13 protein-coding genes are annotated in these 15,414 nt (G+C 48.7%); 8 read left to right on the top strand and 5 right to left on the bottom strand.

What is annotated here, in order from left to right:
* Window positions 1–227: 227 nt before the first annotated feature.
* Window positions 228–1,607 carry a DNA repair protein RadA gene (gene radA / locus ACRC27_RS08985; RefSeq protein WP_438622415.1) on the top strand — a complete coding sequence of 460 codons (1,380 nt, stop codon included), beginning with the start codon at window positions 228–230 and terminating at the stop codon, window positions 1,605–1,607.
* Window positions 1,608–2,288: 681 nt separating this feature from the next.
* On the opposite strand, the gene ettA is transcribed toward radA, so the two are convergent.
* The gene (gene ettA / locus ACRC27_RS08980; RefSeq protein ID WP_438622414.1) at window positions 2,289–3,956 is read right to left on the bottom strand and encodes an energy-dependent translational throttle protein EttA; all 1,668 of its coding nucleotides are present in this window, start codon (window positions 3,954–3,956) and stop codon (window positions 2,289–2,291) included.
* A 335-nt stretch (window positions 3,957–4,291) separates the two neighbouring features.
* Between ettA and sltY the strand changes: the two genes are divergently transcribed.
* Together sltY and trpR are read left to right on the top strand one after the other, a co-directional pair.
* On the top strand, window positions 4,292–6,205 hold the full coding sequence (sltY, locus tag ACRC27_RS08975; RefSeq protein ID WP_438629456.1) for a murein transglycosylase: 1,914 nt from the start codon (window positions 4,292–4,294) through the stop codon (window positions 6,203–6,205).
* A gap of 119 nt (window positions 6,206–6,324) precedes the next feature.
* Complete coding sequence (trpR, locus tag ACRC27_RS08970; RefSeq protein ID WP_438629458.1) at window positions 6,325–6,648, top strand: trp operon repressor; 324 nt, start codon at window positions 6,325–6,327, stop codon at window positions 6,646–6,648.
* A gap of 157 nt (window positions 6,649–6,805) precedes the next feature.
* Here the strand turns inward: trpR and ACRC27_RS08965 are convergent, their stop codons facing one another.
* Window positions 6,806–7,768, bottom strand: coding sequence for a helix-turn-helix domain-containing protein (locus tag ACRC27_RS08965; protein WP_438622413.1), 963 nt, complete (start codon window positions 7,766–7,768; stop codon window positions 6,806–6,808).
* Between the two features lie 386 nt (window positions 7,769–8,154).
* Between ACRC27_RS08965 and creA the strand changes: the two genes are divergently transcribed.
* The 3 genes from creA to ACRC27_RS08950 all read left to right on the top strand — a co-directional run bounded on the left by creA (window position 8,155) and on the right by ACRC27_RS08950 (window position 10,702).
* Window positions 8,155–8,634, top strand: a complete 480-nt coding sequence (gene creA, locus ACRC27_RS08960) for a protein CreA (RefSeq protein WP_438622412.1) — start codon at window positions 8,155–8,157, stop codon at window positions 8,632–8,634.
* A gap of 222 nt (window positions 8,635–8,856) precedes the next feature.
* On the top strand, window positions 8,857–9,582 hold the full coding sequence (mtgA, locus tag ACRC27_RS08955) for a monofunctional biosynthetic peptidoglycan transglycosylase (RefSeq protein WP_438630435.1): 726 nt from the start codon (window positions 8,857–8,859) through the stop codon (window positions 9,580–9,582).
* Window positions 9,583–9,859: 277 nt separating this feature from the next.
* Window positions 9,860–10,702: an endonuclease/exonuclease/phosphatase family protein gene (locus tag ACRC27_RS08950; protein ID WP_438622411.1), complete on the top strand. Its 843-nt coding sequence runs from the start codon at window positions 9,860–9,862 to the stop codon at window positions 10,700–10,702.
* 89 nt (window positions 10,703–10,791) lie between these two features.
* On the opposite strand, the gene ACRC27_RS08945 is transcribed toward ACRC27_RS08950, so the two are convergent.
* Both ACRC27_RS08945 and gloB read right to left on the bottom strand, forming a co-directional pair.
* Complete coding sequence (locus tag ACRC27_RS08945) at window positions 10,792–12,339, bottom strand: LysM peptidoglycan-binding domain-containing protein (RefSeq protein WP_438639722.1); 1,548 nt, start codon at window positions 12,337–12,339, stop codon at window positions 10,792–10,794.
* 73 nt (window positions 12,340–12,412) lie between these two features.
* Window positions 12,413–13,225: a hydroxyacylglutathione hydrolase gene (gloB, locus tag ACRC27_RS08940; RefSeq protein WP_438639721.1), complete on the bottom strand. Its 813-nt coding sequence runs from the start codon at window positions 13,223–13,225 to the stop codon at window positions 12,413–12,415.
* A 67-nt stretch (window positions 13,226–13,292) separates the two neighbouring features.
* Here gloB and ACRC27_RS08935 point away from each other — a divergent pair, with 67 nt between their 5' ends.
* A complete protein-coding gene (locus ACRC27_RS08935) occupies window positions 13,293–14,045 on the top strand; it encodes a methyltransferase domain-containing protein (RefSeq protein WP_438630439.1) in 753 nt (250 codons plus the stop codon).
* Here ACRC27_RS08935 and rnhA read toward each other — a convergent pair.
* Complete coding sequence (rnhA, locus tag ACRC27_RS08930) at window positions 14,008–14,499, bottom strand: ribonuclease HI (protein ID WP_438622407.1); 492 nt, start codon at window positions 14,497–14,499, stop codon at window positions 14,008–14,010. The genes ACRC27_RS08935 and rnhA overlap by 38 nt on opposite strands.
* Window positions 14,500–14,568: 69 nt before the next feature.
* Between rnhA and dnaQ the strand changes: the two genes are divergently transcribed.
* Window positions 14,569–15,300, top strand: coding sequence for a DNA polymerase III subunit epsilon (gene dnaQ, locus ACRC27_RS08925; protein ID WP_438630441.1), 732 nt, complete (start codon window positions 14,569–14,571; stop codon window positions 15,298–15,300).
* Window positions 15,301–15,414: the final 114 nt, after the last annotated feature.

Genomic DNA, 15,414 nt, shown 5'->3' with positions numbered 1-15,414 from the left:
CTTTCGCTGCGCTTAAAATAGAGTGGCCTGTGCTGAGAGCATTGAACAAAAAACAGTGAACAGCCAGACGACAGAAACAGAAGATAACAACAAGGTTATCGGCATACCGTATAACAACATGATGATACCGCCCAATTTTCGTATTAAATTTGCGATAAGACTATGATTTTCGGCCTGATTTAAAGCCTGATTTTTCGTCTTAATTGCCTTTGCAGGAGAGCACCCCAGTGGCTAAAGCTGTGAAACGCGCCTTTGTGTGCAATGAGTGCGGGTCTGATTACCCGCGCTGGCAGGGGCAGTGCAGTGCCTGTCAGGCATGGAATACTATTACTGAAGTGCGCCTTGCAGCAGCCAGTGTTGCGCGCACCGACCGTACCAGTGGTTATGCCGGACATGCCGGTAACCATAAAGTCCAGACACTGGCTGAGATCAGTTTACAAGAGTTGCCACGTTTCTCCTCCAGTTTTAAGGAGTTTGATCGGGTACTCGGTGGCGGCGTTGTGCCTGGCAGTGCCATTTTGATTGGCGGAAGCCCCGGTGCAGGTAAAAGTACCCTGCTGTTACAGGTCATGTGCCGTTTAGCCGAGCAGATGAAAGCTTTGTATGTGACAGGGGAAGAGTCATTGCAGCAGGTTGCAATGCGCGCCTATCGCCTTGGCTTGCCGACCGACAAACTGAAAATGTTGTCAGAGACCAGTGTTGAGCAAATTTGCCTGATTGCCGAGCAGGAAAAGCCGCAAATCATGGTGATCGACTCAATTCAGGTGATGCATATGGCCGATATTCAATCGGCACCCGGCAGTGTGGCACAGGTGCGAGAAACGGCCGCTTACCTGACCCGCTTTGCCAAAACCACGCAAGTTGCGATTATTATGGTCGGCCATGTGACCAAAGATGGATCACTGGCTGGCCCGAAAGTGCTGGAGCACTGCATTGACTGCTCAGTGTTGCTTGATGGCGATACAGACTCCCGTTTTCGGATGCTACGCAGCCATAAAAACCGTTTTGGTGCGGTCAATGAACTGGGTGTGTTTGCAATGACTGAGCAGGGTATGCGAGAGGTCAGTAATCCGTCGGCGATTTTTTTAAGCCGCGGTGAAGAGGAAGCGCCGGGCAGTTCGGTGATGGTGGTGTGGGAGGGCACGCGACCACTGCTGGTCGAAATTCAGGCATTAGTCGATCATTCGATGCTGGGGAATCCGCGTCGTGTGGCGGTGGGCTTGGATCAAAACCGCTTATCGCTGTTACTGGCGGTACTGCATCGGCATGGTGGCTTGCAGATGGCCGATCAAGATGTCTTTGTGAATGTGGTCGGCGGGGTAAAAGTCACCGAAACCAGTGCAGATTTGGCGCTGGTGCTAGCGATGGTATCGAGCCTGCGCGACAGACCATTACCACGTGATGTGGTGGTGTTTGGTGAAGTGGGGTTGGCCGGTGAAATTCGCCCTGTGCCCAGTGGCCAAGAGCGTATTACCGAAGCGGCAAAACACGGCTTTAAGCGCGCCATCGTTCCACATGCCAATATGCCAAAACAGCCTCCGGCGGGAATGCAGGTGTTCGGTGTGAAAAAGCTCTCTGATGCGCTCGAAGCGTTTATTGATCTTTAATTACACGGTTAACCAAACGGGTTTTTGAGCCCACCGCTATTTTTAGCGAAGAGTCAGGCGTCGTGTTATTTTTTGCGGGAAAAAAAACGGCTATACCAGTGTGTTACAGAAGGCTTATCAATCGGGTTGGTAACATATTGTGTTGGTGGGAATAAAAACATGGCACACCTCATGATGATTCTGAATGTAGTTAATTAACACCGTCTGCATTCAGTGTGCCAGTTGTATAAATCAGTATGACGAACCGTTATTTACGTGTGAATAACGCAAAAAAACGGCGTTGTACTGACTGATAAGCCGCAAATGCAGGCTTGTCGGCACGGTTGGTACTGTACACAGTCGGTGGATAAATAAACATGACATGCCTCCTTGGCGCTGGGGTAACGACTGAAAGTCGCCGTAATCTTGTGTGATATTGGTCACCTTTATGTTGGTAAGTTTACTACAACAGGTTGCGTGATCAATCGTTTGTTGTAGAAAAAATAGGCATAAATAATAACTAATTGGTAGGTTTGCGTTATAAGCATTTTGCGGGAAAAAAGCAGTAGCCAGCCATTGTGGTAAATCGCAGCAGCAAAGAAAAAGGCCTGATTTCTCAGGCCTTTTGATTTAATGGGAATGATTCAGCGGTAATACCGCTGTGATAACGATGTACACCGCTATCAGCACAAAACCGGCGGCTTATTTCACCATACGGGTATATTTAGCCCGATGTGGTTGAATAGCATCAGCACCGTAGGTTTTTTTCTTCCACTCTTCGTATTCGGTGAAGTTACCTTCAAAGAACTCAACTTTGCCTTCATCCTGATAATCCAGAATGTGGGTGGCGATACGGTCTAAGAACCAGCGGTCGTGCGAGATAACCATGGCACAGCCTGGGAACTCCAGCAGGGCGTTTTCCAGTGCGCGCAGGGTTTCAACGTCAAGGTCGTTAGTCGGTTCATCGAGCAGTAATAAGTTGCCGCCAGTTTGCAGCAGCTTGGCCAAATGCAAACGGCCACGCTCACCACCTGATAGCTCACCCACCCGCTTTTGCTGATCCGAACCTTTAAAGTTAAAGCGGCCAATATAGGCACGGCTTGGGATCTCAAAGTTACCAATGCGCAGAATATCCTGCCCGTTGGCCACTTCCTCAAACACGGTTTTCTTGTCATCCATCGCATCACGGAACTGATCGACAGAGGCCAGTTTCACTGTATCACCCAGCACAATTGCGCCGGAATCTGGTTGCTCTTGGCCTGACATCATACGGAACAGGGTAGATTTACCCGCACCGTTCGGGCCGATGATCCCGACAATCGCCCCTTTTGGCAGACTAAATGACAAGTCATTAATCAGCGTGCGATCACCGTAGGATTTGACCAGATTGGCCACATCCACCACTTTATCACCCAAGCGCGGACCAGGCGGAATGAACAGCTCATTGGTCTCGTTACGCTTTTGGTAATCGGTGTTGTTAAGCTCTTCAAAGCGCGCCATACGTGCCTTGCTCTTGGCTTGACGACCTTTCGGATTCTGGCGTACCCACTCAAGCTCTTTCTCGATAGACTTACGGCGCGCCGCTTCAGAAGAGGCCTCTTGTGCCAGACGCTGATCTTTTTGCTCCAGCCAAGAAGAGTAGTTTCCTTCCCACGGAATACCTTCGCCGCGGTCAAGTTCTAAGATCCAGCCGGCGACATTATCGAGGAAGTAACGGTCGTGCGTAATGGCAACCACAGTGCCTTCATAATCGTGCAAGAAGCGCTCAAGCCATGCAACCGATTCGGCATCCAAATGGTTGGTTGGTTCGTCGAGCAGCAGCATGTCTGGCTTTTCCAGCAACAGACGGCAAATCGCCACACGGCGGCGCTCACCACCCGACAAATTGGCAATTTTCGCATCCCACGCCGGTAGGCGTAGTGCATCAGCGGCACGCTCAAGCTGATTATCCAGATTATGGCCATCATAAGTCTGGATAATCGCTTCGAGTTCACCCTGCTCTTTGGCTAACTTATCAAAATCAGCCTCAGGATCAGCGTACAGAGCGTACACTTCATCCAAGCGGGTTAATGCGCTTTTAACCTCAGCAACCGCCTCTTCAACCGCTTCACGAACGGTACTTTCGGTATTGAGTTTGGGTTCTTGTGGCAGATAGCCGATTTTCAGCCCCGGTTGTGGGCGAGCTTCGCCCTCAATATCGGTATCAACCCCAGCCATAATACGCAGCAGTGTTGATTTACCTGCACCGTTCAGACCCAGAACACCAATTTTGGCGCCGGGGAAAAAACTCAGAGAGATATTTTTTAGGATATGACGCTTCGGCGGTACTACTTTGCCGACGCGGTGCATTGAATAAACATATTGAGCCATAACGCTTTATCGACCCTATTGATTGACCAATAAAAATCTATTGTAGCCGTTCCTTGTAGCCAAGTGTAACCCTTTCCTGAGTCAGAAACCGGCTTCACATTTATTGCTAATTTATCACTGTGATGACAAGGCTATGCTATCCCTTATAGAAAATATAAGGTGATGGCCTTACACAAGGGTGGCTGCAATGTATACACTGTGTGGTAAACGTTTCGGTGCGGTATAACCACTGCCATAACCATCGCCACAACGACAAGCTAAAAATAGCCAAAACAGCAGAGCCTCAAGCAATACAACGCAGGGAAGTGCGTTTCATAAGGAGTTACAACATGGCATTGCGCCAGTGGATATTAAATTTTTGTATTATCGGCGTCAGCAGCACCAGTATGCTTGTTCAGGCCGCACCAACGGCGGGTGAGCGCCAGACTTACCAACAGGCCAAAGCTGCACTCGACAGTAACCAGCCTGATGTGGCGGCCCAGCTTTTGCCGGCCCTAAAAAATTACCCGCTGTATCCCTACATTGAATACCGTTTATTGACTCGGGATATGAGCCAACTGACGGCTGCACAAGCGCGCAGCTTTATTGAGCGTTACCAGACTATGCCACTGGCCAAGGGGCTACCTGAGCGTTTTAGCCCTGAATTAACCCGCCGTGAAGATTGGAAGACCCTGCTGACACTGATGCCACAAGCACCCTCATCAGTAGCCGGTCAGTGCCGTTTTTACTATGCCAACTATGCTATCGGTAAACGTCAGCAGGCATGGGAGGGGGCAAAAAAAGTGTGGCTAACCGGTAAATCACTGCCAGATGCCTGTGATCCACTGCTCAATGTATGGCAAAGCAGCAGCGCGTTTACCCCACTGAATGTACTTGATCGCATGCTGCTGGCAATGAAAGCGGGAAATGACAGCCTGCTGGCGCATTTGGCCGCCCAGTTACCGCAAACATACCGTTCGATGGCTGACGGATTGCTTGAGTTACAGGCCAACCCCTCGCAAGTACTGAGCTTTGCCCAGACCCACGGTGCTAGCCCGATAGCGCGTCAGGCCACTCTAATAGCCTTTAACCGGCTGGTGCGCAGTGATCTGGATAATGCCCGTGCTCTGATTGCGCCGCTGGCCAAAGCCCAAGCGATGAGCCATGTTCAAGTCGGCGAGATGGAGAGCGCAGTCGCTATTCGCATGATGGATGCTACCGATGCCGAACAGATCCGCTGGCGCGATGGAATAGTGCAGCGCAGCCAGAGTACGGCATTGGTTGAACGACGCATTCGGTTGGCGTTGTCACGCAATGACCTGACTGATACAGGCCGCTGGATAGCCCGTCTACCGGCGGCTGATAAAGAGAAAGATGAGTGGTTGTACTGGCATGCCCGTGTACTGCAACAGCAAGGTAAAAAGCAGCAAGCGCAGGCCGACCTCAAACGCCTGACGGAACGGCGTGGTTTTTACCCAATGGTTGCAGCCCAGCAGTTGCAACAGCCTTACAAAGTGAAAAATGATTCACGGCAAGTGAGTACACAAGATGTCAGCCATTGGCCTGAAATTATTCGTATCCGTGAACTGCTACACTGGGATCTACACAACATTGCCCGCAGTGAATGGAGTAGCTTAATTGGGCACTATCCGGCTGGTACGCAGGCGGTATTAACCGCGTATGCACGTCGGCAGGGCTGGAGTGATCTGAGTGTGCAGGGAACGATCCGCGCTAAACTGTGGGATCATATTGATGAGCGTTTCCCGATGGCGTATCCGAACCTGTTTACACAGGCTACCCGTACAAAAACTATCACTCCAAGCTATGCAATGGCGATAGCCCGTCAGGAGAGTGCGTGGAATCCGGAAGCGCAATCACCGGTTGGTGCGCGCGGATTAATGCAATTGATGCCGAAAACTGCACAACATACGGCCAAGAAAAACAGTATTCCGTTGCAACAAGAGAGCCAACTGTTCCAGCCTCAAACGAATATTCAACTTGGTACGGCCTATCTTGAAGAGGTTTACCAGCAGTTTGGGCGTAACCGTATTTTGGCTACGGCGGCCTACAATGCTGGCCCTTCGCGCGTGAACCGCTGGCTGAATAATGCCAATGGTCAACTTGATGCGCTGGCTTTCATTGAAAGCATTCCGTTTAACGAGACCCGAGGTTACGTTAAAAATGTGCTGGCATATGATGTATTCTATCGCTATCAGATGAAAAATCAGCTGCCCGTGCTGACCGCTGCAGAGTTAAGTCAGCGTTACTAATGCTGCATCTGTGCATTGGTTAACGGTATCACCCATACCACCTCATCGGTCAATATCCGTGAGGTGGTGTGAGTGAAGATCAACACGGGTTGATAAGAGAGAATCAATAAGTGCCGAGTATAACGCCCAATACCCTACAAAATCAGGCTTTGGCCAGCAGCCAATCAGAGCAAGACTGGCAAGGTTTTATGCAACTGTTGCGTCAGGCTTTTACCGATGGATGTGAAACCGAGATCCTACAACTGCTACTGACACTCGATGAGCGTGATGCGCTCGGAACAAGGGTGCGGATAGTGCAGGAGTTGTTGCGCGGATCATTAAGCCAGCGCGAAATTAAATCTGAATTGGGGGCGGGAATTGCCACTATCACCCGGGGTTCAAACAGCTTAAAAGCCGCGCAACCCCAAGTGAAGCAGTGGCTGGAAAGTCAGTTGCTGAAATAATGGCCAGCACTGCAGCCTGTTATTCCACCGGACATATTTTCCGTGTCATAGTTGTATTAAGAGATCTGCCGAAGTAAAAAAACAGGCGGTCATAGTGGAAGGGGCGAGAACTAAAACAGCTTGCTCTGTTCTCGCTCAGGGCTAAATTGGGTATAGATTATGAGATCCCATCAGAGAGCTGCTGGCGCAGAGTGATCAGTTTTTCGACGATGTCATAATGCTGCGCGCCGTGAGTGATGACCTCAGCCTCTGGGATCTCTTTAATCGGAATGTAGTAATCACAGCGAATAATACCAAAACCCAGATGATCTTCACGTACAGTCGGGAATTGTTCGACATCATAACCGCCACGGCGGGTTAGCTTGTACAAAGGAACAACATCACAATACAGGTGCACAATAAACTCGGTTAAATTGCGAAACGAGCCGTAATAGGTGAATTTTGCGTATTTACCGGCAGGGAATTCATGTTGAGTGAATTTGGCATCTTCTGGCGCAAACTCTGACTCTACCGCACAGGTGCAGTACAGCTCTTGTTCATCATCATTACTTTTAGTTTGTTTTCCTGAGATCAGTGCAAAAAAGTTTGGCGGGATCTCTTCGGTGAATTTACTGCGAAAACGCTGCCAATGCTGAAGCAATGCACGCGGTTTTAGTGTGCCATCGCGCCGGTAAGAGACCGAATAGGTAACTGTGCTGCCTTGCAGGGCTAACGCAGGAAGCTCTACAAACTCCGGAACAGGAAGCGTTTTATTGTGCACATTTAACAGCGGGGGTTGTAAACCGCTGCAATCCCACTCTTCAAGGCGGCGATATTGTGCTGGTGTTCGCCCAAACTGGCTTTTAAATGCACGGGTAAAGGTTTGCTGTGAGTCAAAACAGTAGTGCAGGGCGATATCTAAAATTGAGCGGTTGGTTGAGCGTAAATCGTGTGCCGAACGGGTTAACCGTCTGGCACGTAAATACGCACCCATCGCATGGCCGGTGATATCTTTAAACATACGTTGAAGATGCCATTTGGAGTAGCCGGCACGATTTGCAATATCGTCGATAGAGAGTGACTTACTAAGATTAGTTTCAATCCAGTATAATAACTCCCGAACTATCGCCTCTTGGGCCATTAAGCGCTCCTCAACTCTGCTCTGCTTTATACGCTATGATTAAGTAACTTCAAGGTATCCGTGTTCTGCTGATAAATGTACTTACTCATTATATTGCATCAAGTACGGATCTTTGGCCTATATTACAGCCCCAGAAATAAAAACCAATGTAAACCCAAAGCCGTTGTACACTATTTTGTATTAATTACAGGATAATTTGTATTAATTGCAGGGTAGTAAAACACAAAATACTCATTTATTTTCATATGTTTGTGTTGTGTATCACGCATTTAATATCCTATTTTTGTGATAAATCCGAGAATTTCTCACCTTAATGTTGCTGATAGTTGGCATGCTATCGTGGCGTTTTATTTTAGGTGATTAAGCATAAAAGGAAGGAGAGAAGAATGGCTACAAAATATTACCGTTGGGTTTTACTCTTGTTATTGTGCGGCAGTGCGGTGGCTAATGCTGAAGAGATTGGTTCAGTAGATACGGTGTTTAAGTTTTTAGGCCCAGATCATAAAATTGTAGTTGATGCTTTTGATGATCCTGATGTGGCCGGTGTAACCTGTTATCTTAGCCGAGCAAAAACGGGGGGTATTAAAGGGGGACTAGGGTTAGCCGAAGATACCGCGGATGCCTCTATTGCCTGCCGACAAGTTGGCCCGATTGTCTTGTCTGATAAAATTAAACAAGGTAAGGGTGATGGCCAGTCGGTATTCCAAAAACGCACATCACTGGTGTTTAAAAAGCTGCAAGTGGTTCGTTTTTATGATCCTAAACGCAATACGCTGATCTATTTAACCTATTCGGATCGGGTGGTGGAAGGTTCACCTAAAAATGCGGTAACAGCTGTGCCAGTCATGCCGTGGCCTGCCCAGTAAAATTGAATATTGTCGACAAAAGTGCATTGAAGCAATGCACTTAATAGAGCGTGTGCTGATTATAAAAATAGACTGATATAGTCATGCAGTTATCGCCGTGTATTTATACAGCTTTTGATACAACGTCATGATAATAAATTACAGGCTGTGGCCTGTGGCAGTAAATTGCCGATCATCTGTAACAGACTATCAATCATTAATCAGACAGTGAATACAGCGCTGATGTCAGAACAAAAAAGAGCCCCGAGAACCTGCTGGCAGCGCGGGAGGCGGGCTGCTGTGCGTATAATAGCGGCGGTATTTTCTGTCTTGTTGTCATCCGTGATGTTGTACAGTGTGCTGCCGGTGGCGCTACCGAGTGTGATTATCGAACGGGTGATCTCCGCACGAATAGAGGGTGCAGAAGCATACCCGATCACCCATTGGTGGGTCTCTAGTGATGCTATCTCACCGCAAATGAAGTTGGCGGTGATTGCCGCAGAAGATCAGCGCTTCCCCGATAGTTTTGGTTTTGATTTTCAGGCTATCAAGCAGGCTCTTAAGCATAATGAGCACAGCCGACGGGTTCGTGGCGGCTCTACTATCTCTCAGCAAACGGCTAAAAATGTGTTTTTGTGGGGAGACCGTTCATGGTTGCGTAAAGGGTTTGAGGCGGGTGTCACTGTGCTGATTGAGCTGTTCTGGAGTAAAGACCGTATTCTGACGGTATACCTCAACAGTATTGAGTTTGGTCAGGGCATTTTTGGTGTTGAGGCTGCGGCTAGGCACTATTTTCATAAACCGGCCAGCCGCCTGACGGCGACCGAGGCGGCACTGTTAGCCGCGGTATTACCCAATCCAATTCGGTATAAGGTTCAAGCGCCCTCGGGCTATGTGCTGCAACGCCAGCGCTGGATCTTGCGCCAGATGCGCCAGTTAGGTGGCGTAGCCATGCTCGCATCCCTTTAAATAAAAAAGCCGATTGCCGTGACAAAAAGTACATATTAAGTTTGCCTGATAAATACCAGCAGATTATTACTTGCTGTTTTAGTTATGTGAGGTGTGCAGATTTTTGTACGCAATATAATCAGAAATTTGCATGATTTTCCTGCGCAGGTTAGGTTGTTACTGTGATATTTGTTACTTTATTGGCTTGTCGCGCACAGTCGTTTGCGCGTGTAAGTTGACGTAATGAGCGTTTGCTCTGCGCAGCGGTTTGACCCAAGAGGAGTCATTGACAGACAGCATGAAAGGTAAAAAACGTTTACTGTTTGGTACAACCGCTTCGCTGGTGGCGCTGGGTGCGTGGCAATGGCCGTTTGATATTCCAGATGACAGTGTGGTTCTGCAATACCAGTCAGCGTCTTCAGCCGTTATCCAACAGTCTTGTGGCTATGAGGCTGATCAGACCTCGGTATTGAGTGGCAACAGGCTCAAAGTGCTGGTATGGAATATTTATAAGCAACAGCGTAATGACTGGTTAACGGCACTGTCTGATTATACAAACGGTGCGCAACTGGTATTGCTGCAAGAGGCGCAGGCGACTCCGGAATTACTGCAGTATGCCACGCAACGTTATCCTGCGGTGGCTCAGGTGGCAGCATTCTCTATTCGTGACCAGATGGCGGGTGTGATGACACTTTCGGCAGTGAATGCCGAATATTATTGCCCGCTGCGCGAACGTGAGCCGTGGCTTAAGTTGCCTAAATCTGCATTAGTGAGTGTGTATGCGCTTGCTACGGGGCAATCGCTGATGGTGGTGAATGTGCATGCAGTAAACTTTACGGTGGGTGTACAGGCGTATCGGCAACAGTTGCATCAGGTGTTATCACAAATTGCGTTGCACCGTGGGCCGGTGATTTTGGCGGGTGATTTTAACAGTTGGAGTGTAACCCGCTTGGCTCTGCTGCGCGCTTTGGCCAAACAGATGGGGCTAGATGAGGTGCTGTTCCCGCAAGGGCAGCGTAAAAAAGCGTTTGGATATCCGCTCGATCATGTCTTTTATCGCGGCCTGAAAGTAGAAAAGGCATCAGTCATGTCAACTGATGCCTCTGATCATAATCCGCTGGAAGTGACATTTAGCTTTTAGGTTGCGGTTGCTGATTTGCTTGTGCCAAGCCTCTGAATTAACGTTTCATCTACTGATAAGCACGGTGATATTCAGAGGCTATGACAATGTCAGCTCTTGGCATTATTCACTTTCAGCACGGTACCCGGTTTTAGCACGCTTTTACGGCTCATATCGTTCCAGCGCAGTAAATCATCAACATCAACGCCATGTCTTTGGGCAATGCTGTAGAGTGAATCACCCTTTTTCGCTTTATATGAGCGAGCAAGGCTGGTTGATTCAACGGATTTTCCGGTACTTGCATTAACTTTGAGCTTTTGTCCTGCCTTTAAACGGCCACTGGTGCTTATATTATTGAGCTTGGCCAGTTCACGGGTATTCATTTTATAACGGCTGGCTATCGTGGATAGCGTATCACCGCTTCGTACCGTATAAGGTTGCGATGTTGCGCTCTTTGAACTCGGTGTTTTGGTCGAGGCAAAGGTATCACGCTGAGCACTGGCAGAGGTTTTTGCTACGTATGTACTGCGAGTAATCGGCAGTAAAACATACTGACCGCGTCGGATTCCCGCACCGTTTAGGTCATTGAGTTGTTTAATATCAAGTGCTGAAACGCCGTAGCGACGCGCTAAAATATCAATACTCTCACCTGACTGCACTTTGTGCCGTACTGCTGTCAGCGAGATATCTTCGCTGTCTTGTATCGCTTTTTTAAACTGCTTGGCCTTCTTTTTCGGCAGCATTAAGTAGTGCGGGCCAGTAGGTGCGGTTGCACGGGTGGTATAGGCCGGGTTTAATGCTTGCAGTTCATCAACTGACATGCCTGCCACTTGCGCTGCTGAGTTCATATCAAACTGCTGGCCAACGTTGACCCGAGCCAGTGCACTCGATTTATCAATATGCGGTAATTTAAGCGCATATTTGTCGGCATTGCGGATAATGTCGCTCAGTGCTAGCACTTTTGGCACATACAGCGCGGTTTCACGCGGTAAATCGAGTGACCAGTAATCGGTTTTCTTATTGCGCGCTTTATTGGCTTTAATGGCTTTGAGGATACGCCCTTCACCGGCATTGTATGCCGCGAGGGTCATGGTCCAGTCACCATCGAACATTTTGTTCAGACGTTGTAGCAAATCAAGCGCGGCGCGGGTTGATGCCCCGATATCACGACGGCCGTCATACCACCAGTTTTGATCCAGCCCGTAGTTACGGCCAGTTGCTGGTGTAATCTGCCATAAACCGGCAGCATTTGCGCTTGAGGTTGCGTTTGGATCAAAAGCACTCTCCACCATGGGTAACAATGCGATTTCAATCGGCATGTTGCGTTTTTTCACCTCCTCTACAATCCAGTAAAGGTAAGGTTCTGAACGCTCGGTCACACGTTGGAGATGACTCTTATTACGCAAATAACGTGATTTTTGACTGCGGATCCGTTCGTTATTTGGTACCGGTAGTTTCAGTTCGTTGCCGATGTAGTCCCACACACCCTGTTGTTGTGCTAGGCCTGCATCAGCCCATCGCGACGATGAGTCAGTGGGCTGGCGAGTATCAGCTTCACGAACTGACGAGGTCTTCGTGTTCGGATACGGCGTCGACGCATGCGGCGCCTGACAGCCGGCCAGCAACACAGAGACGAGGATCAGTGCTCGTATCTTCATGTTATCTCGGTCGGTTGTTGATTAAAAGATGTGCAATAATACTTGTCTAATCCTAGGCTGACAACCTTATCGGTTAAAACAGGTCTTTTTGCGCACGTAACTGTGCAAAAAGTAGACTATTTTCGCCTATTTCCCCATTTTTTTGCAGCGCAGATCTCAGTTTTTCATCATCACAACGTAAAAAAGGGTTTAATTCTTTTTCTATTTTTAAGCTGACCGGCAGGCTGGGTTGCTGTGCCAATCGCTTCTGTTCCACCTGTTTTTGGTAATCTTGTAATGCCAGATTTTCGGGTTCGATTGCACAAGCAAAACGTAAATTGGCTTGGGTATATTCATGTGCGCAACAGAGTAAGGTGCTCGGTGGAAGTGCACGGAGTGTCTGTAATGAGTGATACATCTGCTCTGCTGTGCCTTCAAATAGCCGACCGCAGCCGATTGAAAAGAGGGTATCACCGCTGAATAAAATGCCGTGTTGGGCATTGTAATAACAAACATGGCCGAGTGTGTGGCCGGGAGTCCCTATCACTTGCCACAGCAGATCTGTTTTGGGCTGTGGATCGGTGGTAGGTGGCAACATAGCGGGCAGTAAAACGGTGGGCAGTGAAATTGTATCGCCATCATGCACCAATGTTTTTGCCCCTTTGCTTTGTGTCTCTTGCGGACCATAGATTTTGGCATCAGGGTAACGTGCTGTGAGTGCCGCGACTCCACCGGTATGATCATGGTGATGGTGCGTAAGAAAAATGGCCTGCAGGTTGAGATGCTGGGTGGTCAGCGTTTCAATGACCGGCTCTGCTACCGCGGGATCAACGATAATCGCATTCTTGTTATCGGCGCAAAACAGCCAGATGTAATTATCCTGCAACGCGGGTATGCTGATTAACATGGTATGTTCTCCTGATATTTCCTGCGGTAATGTTTTACCGTGGGTAAGCATAAGAGAGGATAATAGAGTGATACGTCCTGTTCGTACATCTCGTGTGATATTACCGCCTCTGAGCTGGTCGATGATCTTGCAGGGCGAGCGTTACCGGCAGTTAATTTCTACGCAGCTTGCGCCCTGGTGGGGTAAGATTTTCGGGCAACATTTGTTGAAACTCGGAACGCTTAGTGCTGATCTGGATACCTCTGCGGCACAATTATCGCATCAGGTTGCATTGGCACCGGAAGCGCCGCACCTTAATGTGATGGCTGAGGTGGATTGTTTACCGTTTTTGCAAAAAACGTTTGATGCCGCACTGCTGGCTTTTACGCTCGATTATGCCAGTGATCCGCATGCGTTGTTGCGGGAAGTCGATCGGGTATTGATAGATGATGGCTATCTGATCATGATTGACTGTAACCCGCTCAGTTTACTGGGAATTGGGCACTGTTTGCCCCGATTACGGCAGCGGTTTCCTTATCAATGCCGGATGTTTGCCCCGTTTCGGATCACCGATTGGTTGTATTTGCTCAATTATGAGGTAATTCATATTGAGGCATTTATGCCGTTTCCGTGGCGTACCGGAACGGGCGGTTTCAGTGATTTTTGCAACGGGCATTTACCGGCGCTCAGTGGATTGCAGTTGATTGTGGCCCGTAAGCGAACGATCCCGCTGATGCTGAACGGATCAACCCGTAATGTTGCGCCTTCACGGGTGATCTATCCAGTGGGAGCGTGCCAGAATATCACTTCTCCGGCTGATACTGAGTATCATCAAGGGTAGGGTTTTCAGCCGCTTCACGGGCTAGCTGATCGCAGATTTCGTTTTCACGGTGTCCGGCATGGCCTTTTACCCACAGCCACTCAACTTGATGTATTGCGGCGGCTTTATCAAGGCGCTGCCAGAGATCGGCATTTTTTACCGGCTTTTTATCGGCGGTTTTCCAACCACGTTTTTTCCAGTTATGGATCCAACTGGTGATCCCCTGTCGGACGTACTGACTGTCAGTGGTCACTGATACCTGACACGGCTCGGTGAGCATCTCAAGCCCAACAATTGCGGCCAGCAGCTCCATACGGTTGTTGGTGGTGAGCCGGTATCCGGCATTCACATATTTTTCGTGCTGACGGTAACGCAGTACAATACCGTAACCGCCTGGGCCGGGGTTGCCCAGACATGATCCATCGGTAAACAGTGCTACCTGTTTTTGTCTCTCTTGCATGATGGGTAGACTCATTATGATCACGCGGCAACGTGCCGAATGGTTATTATTTCCATAAACCAGAAGTCTGACATAAATACGGCTATGAGCACAGATTTGAACCGAATTGTTGTACTAGATACCGAAACCACCGGTATGAATAAGCTAGGTGTGCACTATGAAGGGCACAAGATTATTGAAATTGGTGCGGTAGAGATTGTGAACCGCCGTTTAACGGGGCGGCATTTTCACGCGTATATCAAACCCGATCGCTTGGTTGATCCTGAAGCGATTGCAGTTCACGGTATTACTGATGCTTTTTTGCATGATAAACCGATGTTTGCGGCGGTTGCGGATGATTTTCTGAATTTTATTCGCGGTGCTGAGCTGGTGATTCATAACGCACCGTTTGATATCGGCTTTATGGATTATGAGTTTGGTCTGCTAAAACGTGGGATCAGCAAAACCGACACTTTCTGCCGGATCACCGATACGCTGGTGATGGCGCGAAAAATATTTCCCGGTAAGCGAAATAACCTTGATGCATTGTGTGATCGCTACGGCATAGATAACAGTCACCGTACGCTGCACGGGGCATTGCTCGATGCCGAGATTTTGGCCGATGTCTATTTGCTGATGACCGGCGGGCAAACATCGCTCGCATTTTCTGCTGAAACAGAAGGGGCTAATGCGGAGTTTGGCGGAGAGAAACAACGTACCATCTCTGCAGAATTGGCACTAAAGGTTATCCGTGCATCTGCCGATGAAGTACAAGCACACGAGTCTCGGTTGGATCTGGTCGAGAAAAAAGGGGGCTCATGTTTGTGGCGTAGTTAATGGCGGGAGAGGGTATGCAGTATCGGCAATTTCAGCATCATTATGATGCATTTGGCACAATGCTTTACCGGTACTGCTGTGTATCCCCCAAACAAGTGCTTTTAAGGCTTTGCT

The sequence above is a fragment of the Plesiomonas sp. genome, assembly GCF_051650925.1.
In the GTDB taxonomy this organism is placed as follows: Bacteria; Pseudomonadota; Gammaproteobacteria; order Enterobacterales; family CAMTGL01; genus Plesiomonas.
This window is presented reverse-complemented; position numbering and strand designations above follow the sequence as displayed.

Excerpts from the sequence above, each read along its gene's own strand:
- ettA (WP_438622414.1), bottom strand. The coding sequence starts at position 3,956 with ATGGCTCAATATGTTTATTCAATGCACCGCGTCGGCAAAGTAGTACCG.
- ACRC27_RS08965 (WP_438622413.1), bottom strand. The coding sequence starts at position 7,768 with ATGGCCCAAGAGGCGATAGTTCGGGAGTTATTATACTGGATTGAAACT.
- creA (WP_438622412.1), top strand. The coding sequence starts at position 8,155 with ATGGCTACAAAATATTACCGTTGGGTTTTACTCTTGTTATTGTGCGGC.
- mtgA (WP_438630435.1), top strand. The coding sequence starts at position 8,857 with ATGTCAGAACAAAAAAGAGCCCCGAGAACCTGCTGGCAGCGCGGGAGG.
- ACRC27_RS08950 (WP_438622411.1), top strand. The coding sequence starts at position 9,860 with ATGAAAGGTAAAAAACGTTTACTGTTTGGTACAACCGCTTCGCTGGTG.
- ACRC27_RS08945 (WP_438639722.1), bottom strand. The coding sequence starts at position 12,339 with ATGAAGATACGAGCACTGATCCTCGTCTCTGTGTTGCTGGCCGGCTGT.
- gloB (WP_438639721.1), bottom strand. The coding sequence starts at position 13,225 with ATGTTAATCAGCATACCCGCGTTGCAGGATAATTACATCTGGCTGTTT.
- rnhA (WP_438622407.1), bottom strand. The coding sequence starts at position 14,499 with ATGAGTCTACCCATCATGCAAGAGAGACAAAAACAGGTAGCACTGTTT.
- dnaQ (WP_438630441.1), top strand. The coding sequence starts at position 14,569 with ATGAGCACAGATTTGAACCGAATTGTTGTACTAGATACCGAAACCACC.